At 68.4% G+C, this 25,800-nt stretch carries 32 protein-coding genes and 2 tRNA genes; 16 read left to right on the top strand and 18 right to left on the bottom strand.

Annotated elements, in window-relative coordinates; translation table 11 throughout:
- Positions 1-18 precede the first annotated feature (18 nt).
- Positions 19-960 carry a DUF4328 domain-containing protein gene (locus AB0L64_RS01885; RefSeq protein WP_363706715.1) on the top strand — a complete coding sequence of 314 codons (942 nt, stop codon included), beginning with the start codon at positions 19-21 and terminating at the stop codon, positions 958-960.
- Here the strand turns inward: AB0L64_RS01885 and AB0L64_RS01880 are convergent.
- Positions 948-1,703: a protein phosphatase 2C domain-containing protein gene (locus tag AB0L64_RS01880; protein WP_363706713.1), complete on the bottom strand. Its 756-nt coding sequence runs from the start codon at positions 1,701-1,703 to the stop codon at positions 948-950. The two genes, AB0L64_RS01885 and AB0L64_RS01880, sit on opposite strands and share 13 nt — an antisense overlap.
- Positions 1,704-1,707: 4 nt before the next feature.
- Entirely contained in the window at positions 1,708-2,598 is an 891-nt protein-coding gene (locus AB0L64_RS01875; RefSeq protein ID WP_363706711.1) for an NAD(P)-dependent oxidoreductase, read from the bottom strand.
- A gap of 104 nt (positions 2,599-2,702) precedes the next feature.
- Here AB0L64_RS01875 and AB0L64_RS01870 point away from each other — a divergent pair, with 104 nt between their 5' ends.
- The gene (locus tag AB0L64_RS01870) at positions 2,703-3,314 is read left to right on the top strand and encodes a pentapeptide repeat-containing protein (protein ID WP_363706709.1); all 612 of its coding nucleotides are present in this window, start codon (positions 2,703-2,705) and stop codon (positions 3,312-3,314) included.
- A gap of 63 nt (positions 3,315-3,377) precedes the next feature.
- On the opposite strand, the gene AB0L64_RS01865 is transcribed toward AB0L64_RS01870, so the two are convergent.
- Positions 3,378-4,016 carry a VanZ family protein gene (locus AB0L64_RS01865; protein ID WP_363706707.1) on the bottom strand — a complete coding sequence of 213 codons (639 nt, stop codon included), beginning with the start codon at positions 4,014-4,016 and terminating at the stop codon, positions 3,378-3,380.
- Between the two features lie 271 nt (positions 4,017-4,287).
- On the opposite strand from AB0L64_RS01865, the gene AB0L64_RS01860 reads away from it, so the two are divergent.
- Both AB0L64_RS01860 and AB0L64_RS01855 read left to right on the top strand, forming a co-directional pair.
- Positions 4,288-5,103, top strand: coding sequence for an endonuclease/exonuclease/phosphatase family protein (locus AB0L64_RS01860; protein ID WP_363706705.1), 816 nt, complete (start codon positions 4,288-4,290; stop codon positions 5,101-5,103).
- Between the two features lie 58 nt (positions 5,104-5,161).
- Positions 5,162-5,575 (top strand): hypothetical protein, encoded by a 414-nt coding sequence (locus AB0L64_RS01855; RefSeq protein WP_363706703.1) that lies wholly within the window; start codon positions 5,162-5,164, stop codon positions 5,573-5,575.
- A gap of 34 nt (positions 5,576-5,609) precedes the next feature.
- Here the strand turns inward: AB0L64_RS01855 and AB0L64_RS01850 are convergent, their stop codons facing one another.
- The 5 genes from AB0L64_RS01850 to AB0L64_RS01830 form a co-directional block, all read right to left on the bottom strand.
- On the bottom strand, positions 5,610-6,389 hold the full coding sequence (locus tag AB0L64_RS01850) for a putative hydro-lyase (RefSeq protein ID WP_363706701.1): 780 nt from the start codon (positions 6,387-6,389) through the stop codon (positions 5,610-5,612).
- Between the two features lie 56 nt (positions 6,390-6,445).
- Positions 6,446-7,084, bottom strand: a complete 639-nt coding sequence (locus tag AB0L64_RS01845; protein WP_363706699.1) for an SDR family NAD(P)-dependent oxidoreductase — start codon at positions 7,082-7,084, stop codon at positions 6,446-6,448.
- A 35-nt stretch (positions 7,085-7,119) separates the two neighbouring features.
- Complete coding sequence (locus AB0L64_RS01840) at positions 7,120-7,734, bottom strand: FMN-binding negative transcriptional regulator (protein ID WP_363706697.1); 615 nt, start codon at positions 7,732-7,734, stop codon at positions 7,120-7,122.
- A gap of 66 nt (positions 7,735-7,800) precedes the next feature.
- On the bottom strand, positions 7,801-8,577 hold the full coding sequence (locus AB0L64_RS01835) for an LLM class flavin-dependent oxidoreductase (protein ID WP_363706695.1): 777 nt from the start codon (positions 8,575-8,577) through the stop codon (positions 7,801-7,803).
- A gap of 146 nt (positions 8,578-8,723) precedes the next feature.
- Positions 8,724-9,377 (bottom strand): cutinase family protein, encoded by a 654-nt coding sequence (locus AB0L64_RS01830; RefSeq protein ID WP_359934891.1) that lies wholly within the window; start codon positions 9,375-9,377, stop codon positions 8,724-8,726.
- 176 nt (positions 9,378-9,553) lie between these two features.
- On the opposite strand from AB0L64_RS01830, the gene AB0L64_RS01825 reads away from it, so the two are divergent.
- Positions 9,554-10,030: an NUDIX hydrolase gene (locus tag AB0L64_RS01825; RefSeq protein ID WP_363706692.1), complete on the top strand. Its 477-nt coding sequence runs from the start codon at positions 9,554-9,556 to the stop codon at positions 10,028-10,030.
- Positions 10,031-10,049: 19 nt separating this feature from the next.
- Here the strand turns inward: AB0L64_RS01825 and AB0L64_RS01820 are convergent, their stop codons facing one another.
- Positions 10,050-10,397 carry a nucleoside triphosphate pyrophosphohydrolase family protein gene (locus AB0L64_RS01820; protein ID WP_363706690.1) on the bottom strand — a complete coding sequence of 116 codons (348 nt, stop codon included), beginning with the start codon at positions 10,395-10,397 and terminating at the stop codon, positions 10,050-10,052.
- Positions 10,398-10,416: 19 nt separating this feature from the next.
- Here AB0L64_RS01820 and AB0L64_RS01815 point away from each other — a divergent pair, with 19 nt between their 5' ends.
- A complete protein-coding gene (locus AB0L64_RS01815; protein ID WP_363706688.1) occupies positions 10,417-11,082 on the top strand; it encodes an alpha/beta hydrolase-fold protein in 666 nt (221 codons plus the stop codon).
- Here AB0L64_RS01815 and AB0L64_RS01810 read toward each other — a convergent pair.
- Both AB0L64_RS01810 and AB0L64_RS01805 read right to left on the bottom strand, forming a co-directional pair.
- Positions 11,079-11,441, bottom strand: a complete 363-nt coding sequence (locus AB0L64_RS01810; RefSeq protein WP_363706686.1) for a VOC family protein — start codon at positions 11,439-11,441, stop codon at positions 11,079-11,081. The genes AB0L64_RS01815 and AB0L64_RS01810 overlap by 4 nt on opposite strands.
- Positions 11,442-11,533: 92 nt before the next feature.
- Positions 11,534-11,899 carry a YciI family protein gene (locus AB0L64_RS01805; protein ID WP_363706684.1) on the bottom strand — a complete coding sequence of 122 codons (366 nt, stop codon included), beginning with the start codon at positions 11,897-11,899 and terminating at the stop codon, positions 11,534-11,536.
- Positions 11,900-12,065: 166 nt separating this feature from the next.
- Here AB0L64_RS01805 and AB0L64_RS01800 point away from each other — a divergent pair, with 166 nt between their 5' ends.
- From AB0L64_RS01800 to AB0L64_RS01790, 3 genes are all read left to right on the top strand, one after another.
- Positions 12,066-12,425 (top strand): YciI family protein, encoded by a 360-nt coding sequence (locus AB0L64_RS01800; RefSeq protein ID WP_363706682.1) that lies wholly within the window; start codon positions 12,066-12,068, stop codon positions 12,423-12,425.
- Between the two features lie 289 nt (positions 12,426-12,714).
- The gene (locus AB0L64_RS01795) at positions 12,715-13,170 is read left to right on the top strand and encodes a hypothetical protein (RefSeq protein ID WP_363706680.1); all 456 of its coding nucleotides are present in this window, start codon (positions 12,715-12,717) and stop codon (positions 13,168-13,170) included.
- A gap of 472 nt (positions 13,171-13,642) precedes the next feature.
- Positions 13,643-14,356 carry a 2-phosphosulfolactate phosphatase gene (locus tag AB0L64_RS01790; protein ID WP_363706678.1) on the top strand — a complete coding sequence of 238 codons (714 nt, stop codon included), beginning with the start codon at positions 13,643-13,645 and terminating at the stop codon, positions 14,354-14,356.
- A 318-nt stretch (positions 14,357-14,674) separates the two neighbouring features.
- On the opposite strand, the gene AB0L64_RS01785 is transcribed toward AB0L64_RS01790, so the two are convergent.
- Entirely contained in the window at positions 14,675-15,361 is a 687-nt protein-coding gene (locus AB0L64_RS01785; RefSeq protein WP_363706676.1) for an HAD family phosphatase, read from the bottom strand.
- Positions 15,358-16,203, bottom strand: coding sequence for a winged helix-turn-helix domain-containing protein (locus AB0L64_RS01780; RefSeq protein ID WP_363706674.1), 846 nt, complete (start codon positions 16,201-16,203; stop codon positions 15,358-15,360). The genes AB0L64_RS01785 and AB0L64_RS01780 overlap by 4 nt, the downstream gene beginning before the upstream one ends.
- Before the next feature lie 137 nt (positions 16,204-16,340).
- Between AB0L64_RS01780 and AB0L64_RS01775 the strand changes: the two genes are divergently transcribed.
- The 7 genes from AB0L64_RS01775 to AB0L64_RS01745 are packed head-to-tail and all read left to right on the top strand — an operon-like array spanning position 16,341 to position 21,858.
- Positions 16,341-16,751 (top strand): plasmid replication, integration and excision activator, encoded by a 411-nt coding sequence (locus AB0L64_RS01775; protein ID WP_363706672.1) that lies wholly within the window; start codon positions 16,341-16,343, stop codon positions 16,749-16,751.
- A gap of 15 nt (positions 16,752-16,766) precedes the next feature.
- Positions 16,767-18,242: an FtsK/SpoIIIE domain-containing protein gene (locus AB0L64_RS01770; protein WP_363706670.1), complete on the top strand. Its 1,476-nt coding sequence runs from the start codon at positions 16,767-16,769 to the stop codon at positions 18,240-18,242.
- Complete coding sequence (locus AB0L64_RS01765; protein WP_363706668.1) at positions 18,239-18,628, top strand: WhiB family transcriptional regulator; 390 nt, start codon at positions 18,239-18,241, stop codon at positions 18,626-18,628. Before AB0L64_RS01770 ends, AB0L64_RS01765 begins: the two co-directional genes overlap by 4 nt.
- On the top strand, positions 18,625-18,825 hold the full coding sequence (locus tag AB0L64_RS01760) for a hypothetical protein (RefSeq protein WP_363706666.1): 201 nt from the start codon (positions 18,625-18,627) through the stop codon (positions 18,823-18,825). Before AB0L64_RS01765 ends, AB0L64_RS01760 begins: the two co-directional genes overlap by 4 nt.
- Positions 18,822-20,405, top strand: coding sequence for a replication initiator (locus AB0L64_RS01755; protein ID WP_363706664.1), 1,584 nt, complete (start codon positions 18,822-18,824; stop codon positions 20,403-20,405). Before AB0L64_RS01760 ends, AB0L64_RS01755 begins: the two co-directional genes overlap by 4 nt.
- Before the next feature lie 14 nt (positions 20,406-20,419).
- A complete protein-coding gene (locus tag AB0L64_RS01750) occupies positions 20,420-20,629 on the top strand; it encodes an excisionase family DNA-binding protein (protein ID WP_363706662.1) in 210 nt (69 codons plus the stop codon).
- Positions 20,629-21,858 carry a tyrosine-type recombinase/integrase gene (locus tag AB0L64_RS01745; protein ID WP_363706660.1) on the top strand — a complete coding sequence of 410 codons (1,230 nt, stop codon included), beginning with the start codon at positions 20,629-20,631 and terminating at the stop codon, positions 21,856-21,858. The genes AB0L64_RS01750 and AB0L64_RS01745 overlap by 1 nt, the downstream gene beginning before the upstream one ends.
- Here AB0L64_RS01745 and AB0L64_RS01740 read toward each other — a convergent pair.
- From AB0L64_RS01740 to gyrA, 5 genes are all read right to left on the bottom strand, one after another.
- Positions 21,837-21,912, bottom strand: a tRNA-Ala gene (locus AB0L64_RS01740). The genes AB0L64_RS01745 and AB0L64_RS01740 overlap by 22 nt on opposite strands.
- A gap of 9 nt (positions 21,913-21,921) precedes the next feature.
- Positions 21,922-22,050, bottom strand: coding sequence for a DLW-39 family protein (locus AB0L64_RS01735; RefSeq protein WP_311136380.1), 129 nt, complete (start codon positions 22,048-22,050; stop codon positions 21,922-21,924).
- 34 nt (positions 22,051-22,084) lie between these two features.
- A tRNA-Ile gene (locus AB0L64_RS01730) sits at positions 22,085-22,158 on the bottom strand.
- Positions 22,159-22,255: 97 nt separating this feature from the next.
- Positions 22,256-23,107: a DUF3566 domain-containing protein gene (locus tag AB0L64_RS01725; protein WP_363706658.1), complete on the bottom strand. Its 852-nt coding sequence runs from the start codon at positions 23,105-23,107 to the stop codon at positions 22,256-22,258.
- Positions 23,107-25,764 carry a DNA gyrase subunit A gene (gene gyrA / locus AB0L64_RS01720; protein WP_359934921.1) on the bottom strand — a complete coding sequence of 886 codons (2,658 nt, stop codon included), beginning with the start codon at positions 25,762-25,764 and terminating at the stop codon, positions 23,107-23,109. The genes AB0L64_RS01725 and gyrA overlap by 1 nt, the downstream gene beginning before the upstream one ends.
- Between the last annotated feature and the right edge of the window lie 36 nt (positions 25,765-25,800).

Raw genomic sequence — 25,800 nt, 5'->3', positions numbered from 1 at the left:
GCTCCGGGGAGGTGGAGTGTGACGCAGCCGTATCCGGGGCCGTACCAAGGTCCGGGGCCGTACCAGCCGATGCCGTACCGGCCGATGCCGGTCGTGCCGCAGTACCGGCCGTTGCGGGCGCTGGCGATCGTGAGCATTGCGCTGATGGGGGTGACCGCGCTCGGCGCCGTGATCCAGTGCGTGCTGATGTGGCGCTCGTACGGCGAGGTGAAGCGGTTCGTGTACGGGCTGCTCTCCGACGAGGAGATCGACCGCGGCCTCGAGTCGATCGCCGGCAGCGGACCGCTGCTCGACCTGGTGGGCTACCTGCTGGTCGGGACCGGGATCGCGTTCCTGGTCTGGCTGTGGCGGGCCCGCGACAACGTCGACTTCCTCTACTCGCCGTTCTCCCCGACCCCGACCGTGCCTGTCCAGCGCATGCACCGGAGGTCGCCCGGTTGGGTCGTCGGCTCCTGGTTCTGCCCGATCGTGCAGTTCTGGTACCCGCTGCAGGTCGTCGAGGACGTCGCACGCGCCAGTGAGCCTCCCAGCCGGCCCGGTGTCGCGCGATCCGGCCGGATCCGCGCCCTGCTCTACACCTGGTGGGTCTCGTGGAGCGCCTTCTGGGTGATCATCGTCGGCGGCGGTGCGGCCGGGGTGATCGGGATGATCGTCTGGATCGTCCGGCTGGTCAACGCCGCCGACAGCGGCGATCCGAACAGCTCGTACGTCGACATCTACGACCTGCAGGACTTCATGGTCCGCCTCGCGCTGGGCGTCAACATCGGGTTCACGGTGGCGGCGGTGCTGCTGGTCGTCGCGGCGGTCACGGCCGCGCTGCTGCTGCTCCAGGTCGGAAGCTGGCAGCAGGAGCGCCTCGCGCCGCCGCGGGTCCAGGACTTCGTGTCCCCGCCCCAACCGCCGCAGTACGCCCCGCGCCGGCAGCACCCCGGTCCGGGTTTCCCGACCTACGGTCCCTGAAGCAGGACGGCGCTCGCGTCGTCGTACCGCTTCCACCGCGGTGTGGCGCAGGCGGCGTCGTGTTCCCGGACGCGGTCGATCAGCCGTCGCGGACCGTCGACGGTGAGTACGTCGAGCAGCTCGTCCCACGAGTGCCCGTAGCGTTCGGTGAAGCGGGACGCGCCGTCGGAGAGGATCGCGATCACGTCGACGTCGGCGCGGTCCGTCGTCCCGGTGACTGCCTGGTACGCCGCCTCGGGCACCGTGCTCGCCGCCCAGAAGCCGCCGGGCCGATTACGCGACCGGCGGACCGCCTCGAGGGTCCGCTCCGGGAGCCGGTCGATCCGGTCGTCGCTGTGGACGGTGACCTCACCGTCGGGGGAGCGCATGACCACGGGCGAGTCTGCCAGGACCAGATGCTCGACGTGATCCGCGTGCAGGCGAACCATCGAGACCGTGGACGACGGGCTGTCGGGATTACTGACGTCGCAGGTGTCCGCGTGGGAGGCCCGGACGTCGGCGATCGCGTCCGCGAGCACGTCGGGCAGCGATGCGGACGTCTGCGTGAGCAGCGGAGGCGCCAACTGCTGCGCGAGCTGCTGCACCAGCCACGGAACATCGTGCCGGCAGCCTGACTCGACGCCCTGCGGAGCAGTAGCCCCGTCCAGTACGACGGCGAAGTCGGGGCCGGTCACCACGAGATCCTCGTTGACGGCCGGCGGAACCCGATCCGGCGCGGCCTCACTGAGCGAGCGGATCTCCACGCACCTAGTCTGACTCAGCCCAGCTGTCGGCGAGGGATTGGTCCAGGGAGATCTTCGGTGACCAGCCGAGCTCGTCCCCGATGCGTGTGGTGTCGGCCTGCTGCCACGGTGCACCGAGTGCGGTCTCCTGTCCGGTGTCGTCGACGATCGTCGCCGGCTGGCCGCTGAGCTCGAACAACTGCCCGGCGACGTCCCGCGCGAGCGTCGCCCGGCCGGTCCCGACGTTCAGCACCGGCGGCAGCTTCCGGTCCGCGAGCGCGACCGCGAGCACCGCCTCGGCGACGTCCCGGACGTCGACGAAGTCGCGCCACACGTCCAGCGACCCGACCTCGATCAACTGGCGCGACCGCAGGTCCCGGATCACCCGGCCGGTCAGCGTGCTGGCCGGAGCCGCCGGTCCGATCACGTCGAAGATCCGCAGGACGACGGCGTCGGCACCGGCCCGCTGTGCCCGGAGGACGAGCTCGGACCCGGCGAGCTTGGTGATGCCGTACGGGCCGGCCGGCCGCGGCGCGCTCTCCTCGGACAGGCTGGTGCCGTGCGGCGCCCCGCCGTACTCCGCGGCGGAGCCGAGCTGGACGAACCGGGCATGGTCGGCCTGGCTGCGGACCGAGGCGAGCAGGCCCTCGACCGCGATCACGTTCGCCCGGACCAGGTCGGACGGCTCGCCGACCGTGGCGCCGACCGCGTTGACGATCACGGTCGGCTTGTACATCCCGATCTGGGTGTCGAGCGCGTACGGGTGCACCGCGGCCAGGTCGCAGCGCCGGTACGGCTCGCTCCGGGTCCGGCTCAGCCCGCGGTACTCGATGCCCCGGTCGGCGAGCAGCGCGCAGATCCTGGCGCCGAGGAAGCCTCCCGCGCCGAACACCATCACCCGCTCAGTTCCGGTCACTCCTCCATCGTGCGGCCCGTATTTGTCGGTCGCGTGGGAGTTCTCCGTCGTCAGCATCACAACTGTGTCCGTATCTGTCCGTACGGCGTGGCACTCTGGGCGCCATGGCCGATCGAGTGGACGGGCGTCCGGCGGCGCCGACCGAGTCGACGATCCGGGACTGGGACGACGCGGACCCGTCCGGACAGACGTACCGGCGGGTGCTTTTCGTGGACTGTGACCTGACCGAGGTGGACAACCGCGGCGGTGTGTTCGACGAGTGCACGTTCCGCGGGGTGCGCTTCAACGCGTCGACGCACGCCGACGCCGCGTTCGTGAACTGCACGTTCGTCCGGTGCTCGCTGTTCGACACGACCTTCGCCCGGTGCAAGTTCGTCGGCAGCTTCTTCGACGACTGCACGTACAGCCTGATGAAGGTGTCCGGCGGCGACTGGTCATTCACCGGACTGCCCGGTGCGGACCTGAAGGGCGCGGAGTTCACCGGGGTGAAGTTCCGCGAGGCAGATCTGAGCGGCGTCCGGGCCCCGAAGGCGGTACTGCGGGACCTCGACCTGTCCGGGGCGTACCTGCAGAAGGCCGATTTCACCGGCGCCGACCTGCGTGGATCCGACCTGTCGACGCTCGACCCGGTGACCGTCACACTCCGGGACGCCCGCATCGACATCACCCAGGCGATGGTCGTCGCGGCCGCTCTCGGGCTCGACGTCCGACCCTGAGGCTGTGGATATCCCCAGGTGGCCAGGCGGTCATCCACGGTCCTATCCACAGCCTGTGGATAACTATCCGGATAACTGTGTGCTCGTACTGTGATATCGCACCGGGCGAGTGAGGGTTCCCCGGCGGTGCCGGGCCGGATGCCGCGGCCGCCGGACGACGAGCATCGCGGCGTGTTCGACCACCGCCGGGCTGACGACCAGGAAGCCCGGGTGGACGCGTCGGCTCAACGTCTGGACGCCGGCGGCCAGCCCGACTCCGCAGACGGCGCCGAGCGAGTTCGCGATCAGGTCGTGCAGCTGGCAGGACCTGCCGAGTTGCGGCACGAGCGCCTGGACGGCCTCGACGGCGGCCGACAGCCCGATGCCGGCGGCGATGCCGTCACCGGGGCGACTGCTGGCCAGCGTCAGCATGCCCGCGGCCGGCACGAACAGCACGACGTTGAGCAGCCCCTGGAGCGACGTCAGCCCGCCGGTGGTGGTGAGGTGCGTGCCGCACTGGCCGATCTGACCGAGCCGGTGGGTCGTCGGGCTGAGCGTCGCCGCGATCACCAGCGCGAACGTGGCCGGTACACAGAACGCCGCCAGCCGGGGGACCACATCGCCCGGGCGGCGGAGCGAGGACAGCGCCACCGGCAACGCCATGCCGGTCAGCACGAGCCAGGTGTCCAACAGGTGTGGGATCCCGCGATAAGTCTCGAGCACGTGTCCGGACCCTCCCGTGGTCGACCTGACTCGAACTCTTCTCGACTTCCTGACTCGACGATCAGCCGACCGCCGGTACTGCCGCCAGCCCTGTCCGGACATCTGCACGCAGCCGTAAACCCGTCGTGACAGTCTGTGATACTCCGTGCACAAATTGACACGGAAGGAAGGTGCTTGAGGCAACGATCGTGTGCGGGCCGGAGGTGGGTACAGGAGGTCGGTCACAGCCGATTCGGAGGGAACAGCCGTGGTCGATCCGCAGCTTCGCGCGATGACGTGGAACATCTGGTGGCGGTTCGGCCCGCGCTGGCGGGAGCGGCAGCCGGGGATCCTCGCGACGATCGAGCGGTTCACGCCAGACGTGATCGCCCTGCAGGAGGTGTGGGGCGGCGACGGCACCACCCAGGCGGACGAGTTCGCCCACGCGCTCGGATTCCATGCGGTCTTCGCGTCGCCGTCGTACCCGCGGTCCCCGGATCCGGCGCAGGCGCCCGACCACGCCGGGGTCGAGCTCGGCGTCGCGCTGCTGAGTCGCTGGCCGATCGTCGAGCAGGAGACGATCCCGATGCCGGCCCGCCATCGATCCTGGGATCCGGTCGCGCTGCGCGCCCGGGTCGCTCATCCGGCGGGTCCGCTGCCGGTCGTGGCGGCCTGCCTGGAACATGCGACGACCTTCAGCGACGACCGGCTCGCCCAGGCGACGCTGCTCGCCGACCTCGGCACCGATCCATCGGCCGACGGGCCGTGCCCGTCCTTGGTGATGGGCGATCTGAACGCCGCGCCGGACAGCGCCGTACTGCGTCCGCTCCGCGACGTGATGATCGACGCGTGGACAGCGGGCAACGGTGTACCCGATGCGGTGACGCTGCCGTCGACGCATCCATCCGCACCGCTCGAGGCGGGCCCGGAGCTGGTCGACCAGCGGATCGACCACATCTTCTACCGGCCGGGCCACGAGGACCAGCTCGTCAACGTCGAGTCGGCCGTCGTCGCGGGCGACGCCGTCGACGGCATCCATCCCTCCGACCACCGCGCGGTCGTCTGCGATTTCCGCTGGCGGCACCGAGGGAATCCACCGATCGGTTGATCCGGATGGAGCCGAGCGGGCGATGTGCCCGCCACGGCCACAGCGGGACAGTCGAGACATGACTACTCCAGTGAACGTCGAACACCCGCGCAGCACGGCCGCGCTGCGGAGCGTGCAACTGCTGACCGGCGGGTATCTCGCGATCAGTGTCCTGACGCTCGCCGCGATCGTTGCCCTCCGCCATCATGCGTCCGTCGTGAACGATGCCGTCTGGGTCCGCGGCACGATCGTCGTCGCGAGCGCCCTGCTGACCGTTCTGTTCGCCCGCAGTGCGTCCCGAGGTTCGCGGCGGGGGTTCCTCCGGCTCCGGATCGTCTCGGCGGCGATGCTGGTCGCGATCGTGGTGATCATCGCGCTGCCGGGCACCTTCCCGCTGTGGCTGAAGGGCGAGCAGGCCGTGTGCGGTCTGCTGCTGCTCGGCGTCGCGTTGCTCGTCAACGGCAAGCACTTCCGCGCAGTCTTCACCGGGTGACATGAGCGAGCGGGTCTGGCCGCTGCGGTCTGCGCTAGAGGCGGTAGTCGCTGTCGCGGCGGTCGGTGATGAACATGTAGCCCGGCGCGTGGGTGATCGCGTACGGCGGCCGGGACGCCATCAGCGCCGCCTGCGGCGTCACGCCGCAAGCCCAGAACACCGGTACGTCGCCGTCGGCCGCGTCGACCGGATCACCGAAGTCCGGCCGCGCCAGGTCGGTGATCCCCAGCGCAGCCGGATCGCCGATGTGCACCGGACCGCCGTGCACCGCGGGCATCGCTCGCGTGATCCGGACCGCGTCGTCGACGCGATCGGCGGGGATCTGGCGCATCGACACCACGAGCGGACCGTGCAGCCGTCCGGCAGGTTCGCACTCGCGGTTGGTCACGTACATCGCCACGTTCCGTCCCTGCTCGACGTGCCGCAGCGGGATCCCGTCGGCTGCCAGCGCGCTCTCGAACGTGAAGCTGCAGCCGAGCGAGAACGCGACCAGGTCGTCTCGCCACGCCTCGGTCGCATCCGCCACCTCGGCCACCAGTTCGCCGTCGCGCCAGATCCGGTACTGCGGGAGGTCGGTCCGCAGGTCGGCGCCGCGCGCGAGTCGCGTCGCCGGGTCGCCGGGGTCACTGACGTCGAGCACCGGGCAGGCCTGGGCGTTGCGCGTGCAGAAGAGCAGCACGTCGTACGCCCAGTCCGCGGGGACCGCGATGAGGTTGGTCTGCGTGTAGCCGCCGGCCCAACCGGTGGTGGGCCCGCTGTAGTCGTCCCGGAACAGGGACCGCGCCTGGGCCGGAGTGAGCGTTGCGATCGTCATGAGACCCCCTCTCAGGTAATCTCACGATAGAGATTGTTGAACAATACGACAAGAGGTCAGACGACGAGTTCGTGGATCCATTCCGCCGGAGCCTGCTGGTGGAGGCGCCAGTAGTGGTTGGCGATGTCGTCCGGGTCCCAGAGACTGCCGGGAGAGACGCCGCCGCTGATGGTGACGCTCGCGGCGTGGACGCCGGCCGCGCCGTACTGCTGGTGGAGCAGCGTGACGACCGCGCGCACACCGGCCTTGCCGAGGGACAGGCTCGCGTAGTCCGGCTTCGGCACGGGCATGCCGCCGGTGATCAGGAACGACCCGCTGCCACGCTCGGCCATCGCCGGCGCGAGGTGGGCAGCGGTGGTGATCGCACCCACGACATTCACCGCGAACGCGTCGAGGTGCTGCTGGGCGGTGAGGTCACCGATCCGGTCCGACCGGATCATTGCCGCGTTGTAGACGACCACATCCGGTACGCCGTACGCGTCGACGATCCGGTCGAGTGCCGCACGCAGCACGCGCTCATCGGTCACGTCCGCGGTCACCGGGAGCACGTCGGCGCTTCCGAATTCCTCGGCGGCCGACTTCACCGTCGCGTCCGACCGCGCGATCAGGCCGGCGCTCATCCCCTCCCGGACGAACCGTCGCGCCACCGCCAGGCCGATTCCGGGCCCCACTCCCACCACCACGACTCCAGACATGATCCGGAGGATAAACGTTGCCCCCAAGGGCAAGGTCAAACTGGGCGATGGTGCTCCACCGCGGCAGCCGACCGGTCGTCACCGTCGGCCCGGAGGCCGGCGATCACGCCGTCGACGTCTGCGGCCGGACGGTTCTGGCTGAGCTTGAACTTCGCTTCGATCCGCTGGATCGCGATCTCCACGCCGACGATCGCGCGGAGCTGACCGCTGACGAAATTCGCCGGCGCGTCGTCCACCGACCACGGCTCCGCGCGCCCGGACTCGTGCCGGTCCGACAGCCGCCGTACGACGTCCTCCACCCAGGCAGGGTCGTCGTGCACGGTCATCGTGCCGTGGATGTGAGCGGTGATGTAGTTCCAGGTCGGGACGACGCGGCCGTGCTCCTGCTTGGAGGCGTACCAGGTCGGGGAGATGTACGCGTCGGGGCCGCGCATGATCACCAGCGCGTCGCCGATCACCGGGAGCTTCCAGTGCTCGTTGTTCCGCGCCAGATGGCCGAGCAACACATTCCGCTCCTGGTCGTACAGGAACGGCAACATCGTTGCCACCAGCCCCTCCGGCGTGGCCGTCACCAGATCCGCCGCCCCACGGCTGTGCAGCAACTCCTGGACGGCCTCGTCCTCACCGGCAAAGTGCGCAGGAACATACATGGAACCAGTTTCCCTACCGACGCCTCGGCCGGACAGGTCCAATCGATCGGCCTTCCATCAGCCCACTCAGCCGCGGTGGTAACGGTTGCGAAGCTCTGCGGCCTGGTCGTAGTCGCGGTGCCAGTCACCCGTGGGCGGGAGGATGATGCGCTCGACGCCGGCCTCCTCGTACGCGGCGAGCTGTTCGATCGGCTCGCCGTCGAGCTGCGGCGCGACCACGGTGGCCTTCAACTGTTTGCCGTCGGCAAGTTCGTTGATCCGCTTCAGGTTGATGCGTACCTCGTCGGGCGTCATCGCGATCGTCGCCCACCCGTCGCCGTACGTCGCCGCTCGCCGGTGCGCCCGGGCGCCGTTGCCGGCCACGAAGATCGGCGGCACCTTCGCGCCGGGGGAGATCTGGAAATCCGGGCTGGTGCCCGCGATCAGGTCCGGCAGGACGGCGAGCGCCTCGTCGGTCAGCCGCCCGCGCTCGGCGAACTCGACACCGGCCGCCCGCCATCCGGCATCGCCGTGCGCGGGATTGCCCGTCCCGACACCGAGCACGAGGCGATCGTTCGAGACCAGCTGCAGCGTGCTGATCTGCTTCGCCGCCCACGCGACCGGCCGCAGCGCCAGCAGCATCACGTTGTATCCGATGGTGATCCGCTCGGTCACCGCGGCCGCCGTCGCCAGCACGACGGAGCTCTCCAGCATCGGCGCACTGGCGATCAGATGATCCGTCGACCACACCGAATCCAGCCCGGCCTCCTCGGCGTACCGCGCACTCTCGCGCACGTCGCCGAGGATCGGCCGCGCCGGATCCGGCGAGGACGTCGGCAGGATGACTCCGATCTCAATCGTCATACCCGTCGCAACCCTGCTCGAGGCGGGCCGCATTCCCTGCGGGCCCTTTCGACAGGAGGTGTCCTGCGGTCAGGTAGTGCACCTAGACGTGGCCGCGCTCATGCGTACGGTGTCTCGCTGGTGCACTACCTGTCGAGCGGGCACGGTCAGGGGATGTAGACCCCGTTGAACCACTGGCCGCGGGCGTCGTCGGTGTACACGTCGACGTTGAAGTTGTAGTTGCCGTGCCTGCCTTCCCACAGGTATCCGGGCAGGCCTGACGCCGCGTTGGCGTCGCAGATGATGTCGTCGGTGCACAGCGTCAGCGTCGGGATGTCGCCGAAGAAGTTGTCAGCACCGGCCAGCGGCGCTCCGACGACCGGCGCAACCAGTGGGTGGGCAGCGGCGCCCGCCGAGCCAGGACCTGCCGCGCGCTTTGGATCGGCGATCAGTACCGCATTGACGTTGTCGATCGTCTGCCAGTTCTCGGTCACCCAGGTGTGCACGACCGCGGCGCCGAGCGAGAACCCGACCGCCTTCACGTGTTGGTCGGGACAGGCGTTGCGGTGATCGCGGATCAGCCGGTTCAGCTCGTTGACGCCCTGCCGCGCGTTGTAGCCGATCGGCTGGGCCGGGTACCCGACTCGCTGGCTGATGTTTCCCTGCCAGTACGGCGCGTTGGAGTCGTTGTCGCCGGTGCCGCCGACGACGATCGTGTACGTCCCGCCGCAGTCAGCCGCCTGCGCCGCGGGCGCCGCCAAGACGTAGACCCCGCCGGCCGCCGCGACCAAGCCGGCCACCAGGGCCGCAAGTTTCCGCATCAGTCCTCCTCAGTGATGATTGCTTATTGTGATCGTACGATCACTAAGGGGCGACATTAGTTGCGGTCGGTCACATCCTCCTGGCGTGTGCGGATGTGGCCGGCGCTTGGCCGGATGCGTCCACCGCGAGACCGCTATTGCCCGAGGCAACATGTCCCGCGGGTTAAGGTCCGGGGATGAGTCGACGGGTGGCGGCGTACGCGGTGTGTGTCGAGGGCGGGCGAGTGCTGCTGGCGCGCTACGTCTCGCCGTACGGCGACGGGAGCTGGTGGACGCTGCCGGGCGGCGGCGTCGAGCCGGGGGAGGATCCGTTCGACACCGTGACCCGTGAGGTGGCCGAGGAGACCGGGTACGAGTCGGTGGTCGAGCAACTGCTGGGCGTCGACTCGCGCATCGTCCCGGCCGCCGTACGCCGTCGTCCGGGGCCGGACGATCACCAGAACATCGGCATCTTCTACGCCGTCCGCATCACCGCCGGCACCACCCGCCCCGAGCCCAACGGCGAAACCGCCGAATCCGTGTGGACACCGCTGACCGACGTCCCAACCCTCCGCCGCGCCGCCCTCGTCGACGTCGGCATCGCCCTGTCCCACTCACGCCCACCCACCGGCCACGTCCCACCCGTCCACGCCGGCGGCCTGATCGAGCATTAGCCATGACGCCGTCGGCTGATCAGCGGTGGTCGCCGTCGCCGTGGAGGACGCCGCGGGAGGCGCGGTCGGCGATCTTGGCGATGTTCTGTTCGGCGACGTCCTCGAGGCTGATGCCGAGCCTGGTGCACAGCTCGGACAGGTACCAGAGCACGTCGCCCAGCTCGAGCGTCAGCGCCTGCCGGTCGGCGTCGGTGATAACGCCCTGCCGGTCACGGAAGATCTTCTTCACCTTGCCGGCGACCTCGCCCGCCTCGTTCACCAGCCCCAAGGTCGGGTACACGATCGGATGGTCGGTCGCGACCAGCCCGGCGGTCCGCGCCGCCGCCTCCTGGTAGCCGCTGAAGTCGAACCCACCCTGATCAGTCACGCGCGTCAGTCTGCCAGGCATGGAATACTCGCTGCGCATGAGCGAGCTCGCCACCGAGATGTTCGAGTACGACGGTGGGCGCCAGGTCGCCGTATACGTGCCGTCGGATCCGCCCGAGGCGGTCGTGTTCGCGGGTGACGGCCAGCTGATCTCGCAGTGGGGCAGGGATCTCGAGCGAGCCGACGTACCGCCGACGCTGGTGGTCGGTGCGTACCGGACCGACGATCCGGACGAGATGGCACGGATCGAGGAGTACTCGCCGTCGTTCAACCCGGAACGGTTCGCCGCGCACGAGAAGTTCTTCGTCGACGACGTCGGCGACTGGGTGCGATCCCGCTTCGGAGTCGCGTTTCCCGCCGAGCGGACCGCGGTGTTCGGCGTGTCCGCGAGTGCCGAGCTCGCGCTCGCCATAGGCCTCCGGCATCCCGACATCTACGGCGCGGTCTTCGCCGCCTCACCCGGCGGCGGCTACCGCCCGCCGGACGTCATGCCCAGCAGACTGCCGCGCGCGTATCTGGTGGCCGGCACCGAAGAGCCCTGGTTCATGGAGAACGCCGCCCGCTGGGCAGACGCCCTCCGCGACGCCGACGCGGACGTCGTACTCACCGAGCGCCAGGGCAATCACGGCGACCCGTTCTGGCAAGCTGAGTTCCCGCGGATGGCAGCCTGGGCCTTCGGCCGCTAGCCGTCCTTGTGCCCGTTGACGTTGATCAGATTGCCGTCGGGCGCGCGGACGAAGAACCGCCGGATCCCCCACGGCTCGGTCGTCAGCGGGTACACGATCTCGAAGCCGCGCCGCTGCGCCTCCTCGTACGCCTCCTCGATGTCGTCGCCCACGGCAACCGAAAGCACCGAGTCCGCCGGCGCCGTCGCGTCGCGCGTGACGAGTTGTACGGCGGCCTGTCCGTCCGGCGTCTGGAACCTGGCGACCCAACTCAGCTCGGTCAGCCCGGCGTCGCTGAGACCCAGGTAGTCCACGTAGAACCCACGAGCCTCGTCGATGTCCGGAACCGACAGATTCGCGAACAGATGCGTCACCTGCACGAGCATCTCCTTCCCTCGCCGGCCAGTCTCATGCTCTCAACCTGCCCAGTCCAGGGTGGGTCACGCGCCGCGCCTGACCCACCCCGCGTGGCTCACGGGCGGTTGTGGCGCTCGCTGCCCGGGAAGCGGTGGACCTCCTGCGGCCAGTCGAGCGCGACGGCGAGGCGGCCGGCCCAGTAGCGGGCGGTCTCGTCGTCCGGCACATTGACGACGCAGAAGCCGCCGAGGTGCTCCTTCGTCTCGACGTACGGCCCGTCGCTGAAGATCGGCTCCCCGTCCTTCGCCTCCACGCTGCAGATCGCGGTCGAGGCGTCGATACCCCCGTCGCTGAACACGAAGACCCCAGCAGCCTCCATGTCCGCGATCACCGCCCGCCCCGCGATGCTCTTCGCCCCCAACTCCTCACCCGTGTGCTCAGGCACCCACTCGTCGTTGAACGAGATCAAATACTGCGCCACAGCCGTCTCCTCTCAGTCCGGCGACCAACCAGCCGCCACACCAACACCACGAACAGCACCACCCGAATCCGACAAGACTCTTGCCGATGGCTGTCGGATTCGCCCGGGGTTGTTCGTAGCGTAGGTGGAAGCGGACACCGGGTTCGCTCAAGCCGAGGGAGCAGGGATGCCCGAGTACCTCATCTACTTCAACCAGCAGTGGGTCGGCGACCACCCCGAGGAGTGGTACCACGGCCGCGGTGACCGTGCCCGGGCCGTGACGGAGGAGATGAAGGCCGCCGGCGTGTACGTCTTCGCCGGGGGACTGGAGGAAGAGGACGGCCCGATCTACAACGCGGACCCGACGAGCGGCGAGGTACTCGTCACCGACGGCCCGTATGTCGAGACCAAGGAGTACCTGGGCGGCTTCGCCCTGTTGAGCGTCGCCGACGACGACGCCGCCAAGATGTGGGCCGCCAAGGTAGCCGAGGCCTGCGGCTGGCCCCACGAAATCCGCCGCTTCAAACCCCGCCGCCACCTTCAATAGCAGCAGGACCAGCAGCGCAATGGCGCCGTCGGAGTCAGGGAAGCCGGATGCGGCCGGTAGCCGTGAGCGGGGCTTCCCTCGCTCCGACGAGCTACACCGAGAGTGGTGGAGACGAGGGGACACCCCCTAACCCCTGTCTTGCAAAGGCGGTTGTCGCGCTTCCGCTCACCTGAGCGCCGGATCGCCAAGCGTCGGTTCGGCCAGTTCCACCCCCTGAGTGACCGGCCGAACCCGTTGCTGCGTTCCCATTGGGGCACGCGGAGGGCACGACCTCCTAGACTGCGTAGCTGTGCGATTGGTAGACGGCGACGGGCTTGGTCTCGATCTTGGCGTCACCGGCTATCAGTTTCCTGACGCGGCCGACCCCGGCAAGCGGTTCAGTTGGCACATGGTCGAGGGCGCGGCGTTCGCGCCAACAGGTCGTTGGCAGTTCCGGTATCCGGCGCTGACCTGTGACGAGACGCCGCGTGTTTCCGCATGGCTACGTGACGCGGCGATAGGCGGCGGCCAACCAGGGCTCGCGTTCACTGAGCCAAATCTGGCGTTCCGAGTTGTCGGTCGATCCTCGGGCCAAGTCACGCTGAACATCGAGCTGGATCTGGAGTTCTCGCCACCTTGGGAGCGTCGTCGCAGCGCGGGGGACCCTTTCATCCTCGCCGTCAGCATCCCTCGACAGGGCCTAATCGTTGCTGCGGATGCCTGGGATCAGGAGACGGCACCCTTCCCCGATGGTCTCGCACCATGATGGGGTCGACCACGTAGCTGAAGGCCAAGACCACCACACCTGCCCCGTCCCCCTGATAGCTGCCAACCCAGGCCAGCACGGCGCACGTCAAGAGTCGGCTTGCCGATCCCGCAGGGACGCGTAGCGCTCTTGATGTGGGTCGTGGTGGCCGTACGATCGAGCGGCCAGGGGGACGTGGCTAACCGGCGGTCAGATGCCAGGACTCGGCTCGTGGGCAGTTGGGATCGCGTGAAACAGGAAGCGTCCTTCTGACCTGCGTGAACGTGATGGTGGAGACGAGGGGACTTGAACCCCTAACCCCTGCCTTGCAAAGGCGGTTGTAGCGCTTCCGCTGGCTTGAGCGCTAGATCGCTGAGCCCGGGCTCGACCGGCTCCACCCCATGAGTGACCGGTCGAGCCCGATCGCACGTTCTCCTTAGGGCACGTGGAGGGCACGGCCTGCTGCGGCCCGATTTCGAGGCATGATGTGCCAGTGCGTTCGACCTTCATTGGTATCGATGACATCCGCGAGACGCCGAAGACCGCCGTCGTGATCGATGTGATGCGAGCATTCACGGTCGCTGCGTGGGCGTTCGCCCGAGGTGCTCAGAGGATCGTCTTTGCGGAGACGTTGGCTTCCGCTCGCGAGCTGAAGACTCGGCATCCGGACTGGCTGGCGTTGCAGGATGGAGCGCCACTACCGGGCTTTGACCTAGTGAACTCCCCTGGGCTGCTGCGATCAGTCGACCTTCAAGGTCGGACGGTCATTCAGAAGACCACGGCGGGGACTGTTGGCGCTCTGTCGGTGGCCAATGCCGACGTCGTCTTGTGCGCGAGTTTTGTCGTCGCAGATGCCACAGCCCGCTTCCTACTTAATCATCGGCCCGACGACGTGACATTCGTTGTTACCGGTGACGCCGGCCACGCGGAGGAAGACTTGGCGTGTGCGGAGTACATCTCAAAGCGAGCAACAGCCTCGGTGGTTCAGGCAGCGCCGTACATCGAACGTGCGAGGGACTCCATTGCGGCTGCCAGACTGACTGACGGCGTGCTGCGGGGCCACGAGGGCATCCATCCGGACGACGTCGACCTCTGCCTGGATCTGAATGCGTTCTCATTCACCATGTTGGCCACGAGAGAGAACTCCCACATGGTGCTGCATCCAACCCGCCCGGTCGCGGACTCCACACCTGCCCCGTCCCCCTGATAGCTGCCAACCAAGGTCAGCGCGGCGCGGGTCAAGAGTCGGCTTGCCGATCCCGTAGGGACGCCGCAGGCGCTCTTGATGCGCGTCGTGATGGCCGTACGATCGAGCGGCCAGGGGACGGGGCAACCCCACGGTCAGACGCCAGAACCTCGGCTCGTGCCGGTTGGATTGCATGGGTCGAGAAGCGTCCTGCTTCTGGGCTCCGGCGAGGACGGCGCCCAAGCGCCGCCCGCAGCCGGGGCCGCGCGCCGAAGGCGCGCCCTTGATCCATAAGAGCCCAAATCGGCAGAGAGAGACGGGGACAGGGCCTCCGGCCGACTAGTTGGCGCGAATCGCCTCGGTCAGCTCGTCGATGTGGGCGATCACGGCATCGGCTCCACTAGCGGCCAGGTCGTCGGCCTTGCCGGGCTTGTTGGCGTAGCCGATGCTTGCGGCTCCGATTGCTCGGGCGGCCTGCACGTCGGTGGTCTGGTCGCCGATCAACGTGCAGGCGTCGGGTTCTACGGCGAGGGCCTGGGCGGCCTTCTCGACTAGGTGCGGGCTCGGCTTCATGAGCGCCGGGTCGGATGGGTCCCTGGCCTCGATGTGGTCAACCAGCTCGGTCAGGCCGACTCGGTCGAGGTACGCCCGGACCGACCCGCCAGCGTTGTTGCTGACGATCGCGAGTTGCCGACCAGTCGCACGGCAAGCCCGCAGAAACTCCTCGACACCGGGCGTAGGCGTGGCGCTCTCGACAGCCTTCGTCTCGGCGGTCTGAAGCGCCTCCTCGACGTGGCGAGCCAGCTCCGCGGAGACCTCGGCGGATGCGATCAGGAACTCGTGCGGACTGGTGATCGCGGACATAGCCGGCGGGAGCTCGTCGACCTGGTCGAGCGCGAGAGCGCGCAGTTCCTCGGTGATCTGCGCTGCCGGATACCCGGCGAACACGGAACAGACCGGGCCGTCGAAGTCGAGCAGGATGACGGGGCTGCGGCGCAGGATGGCGGCCAGCGCTTCGGCGGTCACGGCTCGTAGGTCCGAGCGATCGTTCCCCAGAGGCTGTCGAACCACTTGCGCGCCTGGTCAACGTACTGCGAACCGGTGGCTCGGTCGTCGTCGCTGACTGAGTGGTGGAACAAGACGGTGTCCTTGCCGACGGCATCGAAGATGGGCACGTTCTTGCCGCCAATCTCGACCTCGCGCTCGACGACCGGGTAGAAGCCGAAGAAGACCTCCTCGTCGTTCAGGAGGTACATCTTGAACATCATCGGCAGCGGGATGACCCGGGCGGACACGTCGACCTTCTGGACCAAGCCCAGCTCGCCGAGCTCCCCCACGGCTTCCAGGATCTCTCCAGCCGATCGGCGGGCAATGTTCGCCACCCGCTCGCGGACTGCCGGGTCATCCCCCGGCTCGGAACCGGCACGCGAGGGAACCGCGACCGGCTGGGACATGTCCGACAGCATCAGCCGGATTGTCACCGACTCCGGCGTCAGTCGACCACGCCGGATGCGTTCGATGGGTTCCTCAAGTGCGCCGAGCAAGGTCTCACCGGTCAGGCCCGCGAAGTCGATCGTGACGCGGGTCTTCTCGAACGCCTGCTCGATGTGGGGACGGAGACCGACCGCCTGGTCGGCACGGTCGCGGACGTAGACCCCGCTGCCGACCCTGGACACGATCAGACCCTCGTCACGGAGCAGCTTCAGCGCCTGCTGGATGGTCATCCGAGCAACGCCGTACTGCGTCGCCAGCTCCTGCTGGGACGGCAGCTTCTCGCCCGCGTTGAACCGGTGCGTGAGTATCCCGGCGCGCAGGGAGTTCGCCACCTGCTTGTACGGCGGTCGCGGGTCGTTCGGGTCTAGCTCCATGTCTCCAGCGTAGTGCCTGGCTAGCCAGCCTAGGAATTTCTCTGTCCGAATGCTTGACCTGGCTAGCCAGGCTGGTTAGATTAGCCATATTCCGACCTGGCTAGTCAGGCTAGGCAAATCACTCGAAGGACAGAGACATGGCGATGCCCCGCAAGATCAACATCCAGTTCGGCGAGGTCTTCCCGCACGGCGTGTACGCCGTCTCGGAGGTCACTCAGGTCCGCGACTTCGACCGCTCGACGAAGGACCGGCCGGTCTACTCGGTCGACGAGGACTCGGGCCTGAACGTCTGGTCGGTCGACGTGATGGACGGCGACCCGGAGGCGCGCAAGGCCGACCGGCAGCTCTCGATCAAGATCCTGTCCACGCAGAAGCCGGTGTTGCCGTCGTCGAACGGTCTGCCCTTCACGCCGGTCGAGTTCGACGGCATGACCGCGACTCCGTACGTGGCCGAGAACGGCGGCCGTCCGCGTCTGGCGTGGTCGTTCCGGGCCATGGCGGTACGGGCTCCGAAGAACGCCCCCGGCCAGAGCAAGCCTGCGGCGTAGGGCGGGTGACGAGACGTGTTCAGCATCCGGGGGACCGAGGTCAAGGAAGGACCGCTTCGGTTCAAGACGCCGGGCATCGCGATCCGTCTGCGGTGGTGGCTGCTGTGGGTGTTCCTGTCCTGGCTGGTGCGGCTCCCGGTCGTGCTGGTCAGGCACCCGCGCACCACCGGCACCGTCCTCGCCGGGCTGCTGGCGTGGAAGGCCTGGACGGTCTACGGACCTTGGCGGCTCGCTGCTGCTGTGGCTGCTGCGGTCCTGCTCGGCCTCGTGTGGTGGTGGCGCTGGCCGGAGTCGTTCGCGCAGCGGATCGTTTGGCGGGCGCGTGGATGGTGGCGACGGTTCGCCGTGTATCGGGGCCTGTGGCAACCGACCATGACCACCCTCAAACTGACGTCCAAGCTCAATGACGCGGTGTACGTGCCGCGCATCGTCCGTGTCCGCTCGACCGGTCGAGTTGACCTGGTCACGGTCCGGCTGCTGCCTGGCCAGATCCTGACCGACTATGCCGAGGTCGCCGAGCGGCTGGCGAAGACCTTCGGCGCGACCGACTGCCGGGTCCGCTCGCACAAACGCAACCGGCGTCAGATCGTGTTGTGGTTCCTGGTCGACGACCCGCTCACCAAGCTGGTCCCGCCGATTGCGCCGGCCGATTCGATCGACCTCAAGGCGCTGACGGTCGCGCTGCGCGAGGACGGCCTGATGTACCGGCTGCGCCTGCTCGGCACGCACCTGCTAATCGCGGGAGCGACCGGTGCGGGCAAAGGCTCGGTGCTGTGGTCGATCATCGCCGCCCTCGGCCCCGGCATCCGGTCCGGGCTGGTCCAGGTCTGGGCGCTGGACCCCAAGGGCGGCATGGAGTTGGCCGCTGGGCGGCGGTTGTTCGCGAAGTTCTGCTACGGCGGCGACGACACAGTCGGATGGGAGTCCGCGTTCGCTGAGGTCCTGGACGAGGCCGTGGAGCGGATGCGTGCCCGGCAGGCGAAGATGCGCGGGTTCTCCCGGCTGCACAGGCCGACGACCGAGGAGCCGTTCATCGTCCTGGTCGTCGACGAGCTGGCCTCGCTGACCGCCTACGTGACCGATCGGGATCTGAAGCGCCGGATCGCCGCCGCGTTGTCGCTGCTGCTGTCGCAGGGCCGTGCGGCCGGTGTCACCGTCGTCGGTGCGCTTCAGGACCCGCGTAAGGAGGTGCTGCCGTTCCGGGATCTGTTCCCGACCCGGCTCGCGCTCCGGCTGGCTGAGGCTGCTCAGGTCGGGTTGGTCCTGGCCGAGGGTGCCCGGGCTCGGGGTGCTCGCTGCGACGAGATCCCGGAGTCGCTGCCAGGAGTCGGGTACGTCGGCATCGACGGTGAGGCCGAACCGGTCCGGGTCCGCTTCCCGTTCCACTCCGACGATGACGTAGCAGAGCTGGTCGAGCTGTACTCGCCTGACGCGACCGGCAAGGACCGTGAACCGTCATCCCTGCGGCCGGTCGAGGAGGTGGCGGCATGACCCGCCCGCCGATCCCCGGACAGATCGAGCTGGTCTTCGACGTACCCGAGCTGACCAACGAACTGCGCGCCGACCTGGCGGCCCATGTCCTGCCCGACTGGCAGTCGATGGGCGCATGCCGATCCGTTGCCGACGACACCTGGTTCCCCGAGGACACCGAGACCGCTCGCAAGGCGTCTGCGATCGATCGGTGCGGCTTCTGCCCGGTTCGCCGCTCCTGCCTCGCCTACGCACTGTCAGCCGGTGAGGAGTACGGCGTCTGGGGCGGCACGACCGAGCTGCAACGCGACGTGCTCGTTCGGGACCTGGTCGACGGCGCCAACGTGGTCGACGCACTCGACGGCGCAACCCTGCTACCCGAATTCCTCTGGCGGCAGGCGTCATGACGGTCAAGCTCCGCGTCTCCGGTGACCCCGAGGAGATCGAGGTCATGCTCAAGGTCCTGGGCGTGGTGTTCGACTTCACCGGCTCCGGCCGGATCTTCCCCAACTACGGGTCTGCGGGTGTCCGCGTCTACCTCACGGCGCGGATCCCGTGGGCCGGTGAACGAGACCAGCCACGCCGAGGAGATGGTCCCCGATGATGTCGAGCCTGGGTCAGGTCGCGCCCGACGTGCTGCACGACCTGGCGGTCCGCAATGGTGTCTGTGTCCGTCCGGTGCTGTCCCGGATGACTGACACGACCACGGGTGAGCAGTCCGTCGTGCCGATCCCGTGCGGGTCGACCCAGGAGCGGCAGTGCCCGCCGTGTGCCGAGCGTGCCCGCAAGCTCCGGATGCAGCAGTGCCGCGAGGGCTGGCACCGTGACGACGAGGTCCCGACTGTTGAGGGCGAAGCCGCGGAGCACTCCGACGACTTAGGCGATGCGGCCGCTGTCGAGGATGAGGACCAGGTCGAGGACGAGCCGAGCGAGGAGCCGACGCGTCGTGTTCGTTCGACCCGTCGCCGCCAGGACGCTCCCGACCTGCCCCGGGTGCCGATGGACAACCGCACCGTGGGCTCGACGTTCACCGCTCCGAACGGACGCACCTACCGCCCGTCGATGTTCCTGACCCTCACGCTGCCGTCCTACGGCAAGGTCGGCCCGGACGGCACACCTCGCGACCCCGAGTTGTACGACTACCACCGGGCCGCGATGGACGCGCTGCACTTCCCCAAGCTGGTCGACCGGTTCTGGCAGAACCTGCGCCGCTGCGCCGGGTACAAGGTCCAGTACTTCGCCACCGTCGAAGCCCAGCACCGCCTCGCACCGCACCTGCACGCCGCCGTCCGGGGCGTCATCCCGCGCCAGGTCGTCAAGGACGTTGCCGCCGCGACCTATCACCAACTGTGGTGGCCGCAGTGCTCCGAACCGGTGTACGTGGGCGACGAGCTGCCGCGCTGGGATGAGTTGGCCGGCGCTTTTACCGACCCGCACACTGGGGCTCCGCTGCCCAACTGGGCTCAGGCGCTCGACGCGATCGGCGACGACCCGGCCGCGATGCCCGCGCACGTGGTGAAGCTCGGAACCCAGCTTGACTACCAAGGCATCATCGCCGACGCCGAGGACAAGGTCGGCAAGGCAATCGGCTACCTGACCAAGTACCTCGCCAAGTCCATCGCGGACACCTACGGCGACGACGACACCATCACGCCCCGGCAGGCGATGCACCTGGACCGGCTGCACCGCGAGGTCCGCTGGCTGCCCTGCTCACCGTCCTGCTCGAACTGGCTCCGTTTCGGCGTCCAGCCTCTCGGAGCGGAACCCGGTATGCGTCCCGGCTGGTGCCCGTCCAAGGCTCACGACCGGCACCACCTCGGGCTAGGTGGCCGCCGCGTCCTGGTCTCGCGTCAGTGGACCGGCAGGACCCTGACCGACCACCGCGCCGACCGCGCCGAAGTTGTCCGCCAGACCCTCGCCGCCGCTGGCGTCGACATGCACGACACCGATCGCTACGCCGCCACCGCCCAGCTCGAGGACGGCTCGCCCCGCTTCATCTGGTCACCCGTCGACCGGGCCAACGACGACGACCTCCCAACCTGGCACGGCGTACTCACGAGGGGCATCGCCGAGCGCATCCGCTGGCGAACCGAGTACGAGCAAGCCAAACAGCAGGCCCACGCACCACCCGACAACACCTGTTCGACAACCAACAACGACGACACCGCCGACTCGGCGGCATGACCTGGGGAGACAAGATGGACAAGCTTCTGACGTACGCGGAGGCCGCCGAGCTGCTCGGGACCTGGTCGACGAGCGGGCCTCGATTCCCTCGGCGCCTGGTGGAGGAACGGCGCATCCGGTTCGTCCGGGTCGGCCGGTACATCCGTATTCCGGAGTCGGCTGTTCGGGAGTACATCGAGCGCCGGACGGTCGAGCCGGTTGTGATCCGGGGAAGGGCTGCCTGATGCCTCGTCGACGCTCATTCGGCAGTGTTCGGCAACTCGCCTCGGGCCGTTGGCAGGTTCGGTACTACGGTCCCGACGGACTACGCCGGTCAGCTCCGACGACGTACGAACGCAAGCGCGATGCCGAGCTGCAGTTGGCCAAACTCGAAGCCGACCTCTCACGCGATGACTGGTACGACCCGGACGCCGGAAAGATCAAGCTGGGTCCGTGGGGACGGGCCTGGCTCGCCGAGCGCCCGCTGAGCAAGACCACCCGCGAGCGGTACGAATTCGCCTTCCGTGGCTACATCGAACCCGCGTTCGGCAATCGCTCGATCAACGAGGTACGGGAGGCCGACGTACGATGCTGGTACGCCGGAATGCTCGATGGTGGTACCGGGAGGCCGAGTGCTGCGAAGGCGTATCGAGTCCTGCGGGCGATGCTAAACACGGCGCTCGACGACGGCATGATCAAGCGCAACCCGTGCCGGATTCCCGGGGCTGGCGACGACAAGAGTGCGGAACGTCCGGTGCTCACGATCGACGAGGTCTTGCGGGTGGTCGACGCGATGCCGTCTCGGCTGCGAATGATGGTGCTGCTCGCGACGTTCACGAGCCTGCGGTTCGGTGAGCTGGCGGCACTGGCTCGGCGGAACGTCGATGTGTCCACAGGGTTTGTCACAGTCGTGGAGAACCAAGCCCAACTGAGCAACGGCGAGCTGTACCTGAAGGACCCGAAGTCAGCCGCCGGTCGCCGCGCTGTCCCGGTGCCCGATGATCTGCTGGACGAGCTGAAGCAGCATCTGGCGGAGTACGCCGAGCCGGGGGAGGACGGTCGGGTCTTCATCGGACCGAAGGGCGGCAAGCTTCGTCGCCAGAACTTCCGGAAGATCTGGGTCAAGGCGCTGGCGACCTCCGGCGTACGCTCGGTGCACTTCCACGATCTCCGGCACACCGGGAACCAGTTCGCGGCGGACGACGGTGCCAGTCTGCGCGAGCTGATGGAGCGGATGGGGCACGCCAGCCCCCGCGCCGCGATGATCTACCTGCACGTCTCGAAGGGCCGTTCCCGGGCCATCGCCGACCGGCTCGGTGCCCGGCTGCGGGAGGCTCGCCCCCAGGTCGACAACGACACGTTGGGGCACGCGGAGGGCACGCAGACCCTCAACGAAGCAAAGGAGAACGGCGGCGCGAGCGGCGAATCACGCTCTGACCTGCAAGAACTTCTTGGTGGAGACGAGGGGACTTGAACCCCTAACCCCTGCCTTGCAAAGGCAGTGCTCTGCCAGTTGAGCTACGCCCCCGTGGGGTGGTCAGTGGCCCGGGGTTACCGGGTCGGCGACCTCGGCCCAGAGGTCCTTTTCGGCGCGGGACTGCTGGGTCTTCTTGTAGACGAAGTAGCCGCCGACGCCGGCCAGCAGCACCAGCATGATCTTTCGCAGCACTGGGACTCCTTGGGTCGGGCTTCGAACAAAGTGGGCCTAACTGGACTTGAACCAGTGACCTCTGCCTTATCAGGGCAGCGCTCTAACCGTCTGAGCTATAGGCCCGCGAACTGCGGTGTCGAACCCGGGAGAGATTACCGCACCAAGTGCCGTACTCCCAAACCGGTTCCGGCCGGGCCTCATCGGGCCCGGCCGTCGCTGGTCAGTCCTCCGACGCGAGGGTGACTTCGAGGCCGCCGAGGAGCGTCGCGGCGATGTTGTAGAGGAAGGATCCGAGGGTCGCGAGCGCGGTGATGATCAGCACGTCCGCGCAGGCCAGCAGCGTGGTGAAGCCCATCACCTTGCCGGTGTTGATGTAGTTCTCGACCCGGAACGGCTCGCCGGCCGGCGTCCCGAGGACTTCCTGGACGGTCGAGTTGATGTTGTCGAACACGCCGGCCGCGCCGATCGCGGACCAGACGATGAAGACCGCCACCCAGGTGACGATGCCGAACGCGATCGCCAGCAGGAACGCCGTCTTCATCACCGACCAGGGGTCGATGCGGGACATCCGCAGCCGCGCCTTCCGCGTCTGGTGGCGGCTCGAGGTCTTCGCCTCCTTGGCGTCCTTCGCGGCGAGCCGGGTCTGCCGGGTCTCGGCGCGCTCCGTCTTGGCGTCCTTGACCGAGTTGGCCTTGTCCAGCACCGCCTGACGCGCCGCGTTCATCCGGTCACCGAGCGACTCGGTCTTCGCCTCGCCACCGCCGTACGGCGCGGCACCGGCGGCGGGTGCGCCTGCCGAAGGCTCCGACCACGGCTCCGGGCGGCCGGGCGTACTCGGCGCAGGCTGCTGCGGGCGCGCCGGGGTGGCCCCGGGAGTGGCCGGTCTCGCCTGCGGGCGGTACTCGGACGGCCGCTGGCCGTTCGGCGTACCTGTCCTCGGCTGGCCGTTGGAACGACCGTTGGAGGCCGGGTTGGCCGGGGCGGCAGACGGCTTCCCGCCCGGCGCCGTGCGCTGGGAGTTGGAGCTGTCGGCCGCACCTTCAGGCCATGTCGGCCTCGCGCGGTTGGTCATCAGTCACCCTCCTGGCCGGCTTCGTCGCTTTCGACGGTAGCCGCGCCGTCCACGTCCGTCGAACGCTCGTCATCATTCTGGACGCTCTCAGAGGTGGATTCGGTTGTCGATCCATCCACATTCTGGGCATCAGCCGGTTCTGTACCCGCTTCCGCGCCTTCCGACTCCTCCAGAGCCACGGTCAGATCGGTGTTCCGGGCGATCGCGACCACGGCGTCGGACTCGGCGACGCCGGCGAACCGGACGCCCATCGTGTCGCGGCCCTTCACCGGGACGCTGTCGACGCGGCTGCGGACGACCTGGCCGCTGGCCTTGATCGCCAGCACCTGGTCCTCGTCGACGACGATGATCGCGCCGACCAGCGAGCCGCGCTCGTCGTTCAGCTTGACCGCCTTGATGCCGAGACCGCCGCGGCCCTGCTGCCGGTACTCCGACACGCGCGAACGCTTGGCGTACCCGGCGTCGGTCACCGTGAAGACGAACTGCGTGTCCTCGTCCGCACCGGCCCGGATCACCGACATCGACAGCAGTTCGTCGCCGTCGCGGAACTTCATGCCGGTGACGCCGGAGGTGGCCCGGCCCATCGGCCGCAGTTGCTCGTCGTTCGCGGTGAAGCGGATCGACTGGCCCTTGCGGGACACCAGCAGCAGGTCGTCCTCGGCGGTGGCCAGGTCGGCGCCGATCAGCTCGTCGTCCTCCTCGCGGAAGTTGACCGCGATGATGCCGCTCTGCCGGGCCGAGTCGTAGTCGCCCAGCGCCGTCTTCTTGACCAGGCCCTTCTTGGTCGCGAGCACCAGGTAATCCGACTGTCCGTAGTCGCGCAGCGTCAGCACCTGCGCGATCTGCTCGTCCGGCTGGAACGAGAGCAGACCGGCCACGTGCGAACCCTTGGCGTCCCGGGCCGACTCGGGCAGCTGCCACACCTTGGCCCGGTAGACCCGGCCCTTGGTGGTGAAGAACAGCATCCAGTGGTGGTTCGTGGTGGCGAAGAAGTGGCTGATCTCGTCCTCGGCCCGCAGCGCGGCGCCGCGGACGCCCTTACCGCCGCGGTTCTGCGTCCGGTAGAGGTCGGTCTTGGTCCGCTTCGCGTACCCGCCGCGGGAGATCGTGACGACGACGTCCTCGTCCGGCACCAGGTCCTGCACCGACAGGTCGCCGTCGGCCGCGATGATCTCGGTCCGCCGCTCGTCGCCGTACCGCTCGACGATCTCGGCGAGCTCGTCCTTGACGATGCTGCGCTGCCGCTCGGGGCTGGCCAGGATGTCCTCGAGGTCGGCGATGATCGCCTCGAGCTCCTGCAACCGCTCGATGATCTTCTGCCGCTCCAGGGCGGCCAGCCGGCGCAGCTGCATGTCGAGGATGGCCTGCGCCTGGATCTCGTCGATCTCGAGCAGCTGGATCAGGCCGGTGCGCGCCTCGTCCACGTCGGGGCTGCGCCGGATCAGCGCGATCACCTCGTCGAGCGCGTCCAGCGCCTTCACGTACCCGCGGTAGATGTGCGCGTTCTTCTCCGCCTCACGCAGCCGGAAGCGGGTGCGCCGCTGGATGACCTCGATCTGGTGGTCGATCCAGTGGCTGATGAACAGGTTCACGCTGAGCGTGCGCGGTACTCCGTCGACGAGCGCCAGCATGTTGCAGCCGAAGGTGTCCTGCAGCTGGGTGTGCTTGTAGAGGTTGTTCAGCACGACGCGCGGCTGGGCGTCCCGCTTCAGCACGATGACGAGCCGCTGACCGGTCCGCGACGAGCTGTCGTCACGGATGTCGGCGATGCCGTTCACCTTGCCGGTGTTCACCAGCTCGGCGATCTTCTGCGCCAGGTTGTCCGGGTTCACCATGTACGGCAGCTCGGTGACGACCAGGCTGGTACGGCCCTTGGCGTCCTCCTCGATGTCGACCACCGCGCGCATCGTGACCGAGCCGCGGCCGGTGCGGTACGCGTCGTCGATGCCCTTGTAGCCGACGATCAGCGCGCCGTTCGGGAAGTCCGGGCCCTTGATGTGCTGCAGGCAGGCCTCGAGCAGCTCCTCCTGCGTCGCGTCCGGGTGCTCCAGCGCCCAGTCGACCGCGGCCGCGACCTCGCGCAGGTTGTGCGGCGGGATCTGGGTCGCCATCCCGACCGCGATCCCGGATGAGCCGTTGACCAGCAGGTTCGGGAAGCGGGCCGGCAGGATCACCGGCTCCTGCGACTTGCCGTCGTAGTTCGGCCGGAAGTCGACGGTCTCCTGGTCGATGTCGCGGACCATCTCCATCGCCAGCGGCGCCATCCGGCACTCGGTGTACCGCATGGCAGCCGCCGGGTCGTTACCGGGCGAGCCGAAGTTGCCCTGGCCCTGGATCAGCGGCGCCCGCATCACCCACGGCTGCGCCAGCCGGACCAGGGTGTCGTAGATCGCCGAGTCGCCGTGCGGGTGGTACTGACCCATGACGTCACCGACGACGCGGGAGCACTTGTTGAAACCGCGGTCCGGCCGGTAGCCGCCGTCGTACATCGCGTAGAGGATCCGGCGGTGCACCGGCTTCAGGCCGTCGCGAACCTCCGGCAGCGCGCGGCCGACGATGACGGCCATCGCGTAGTCGAGGTACGACTGCTGCATCTCGGTCTGCAGGTCGAGCGGCTCGACCCGGTCGTGGCCCGGCGTGGTGGGGGTCTCGGTCATGAAAAAGTCCCGTTCAGATCAGGTACGTCGGTGTGG

Source organism: Kribbella sp. NPDC051936 (genome assembly GCF_040680955.1).
Lineage (GTDB): Bacteria > Actinomycetota > Actinomycetes > Propionibacteriales > Kribbellaceae > Kribbella.
Note: the sequence above shows the minus strand (reverse complement) of the source record. Positions and strands in the feature narration are given on the sequence as shown.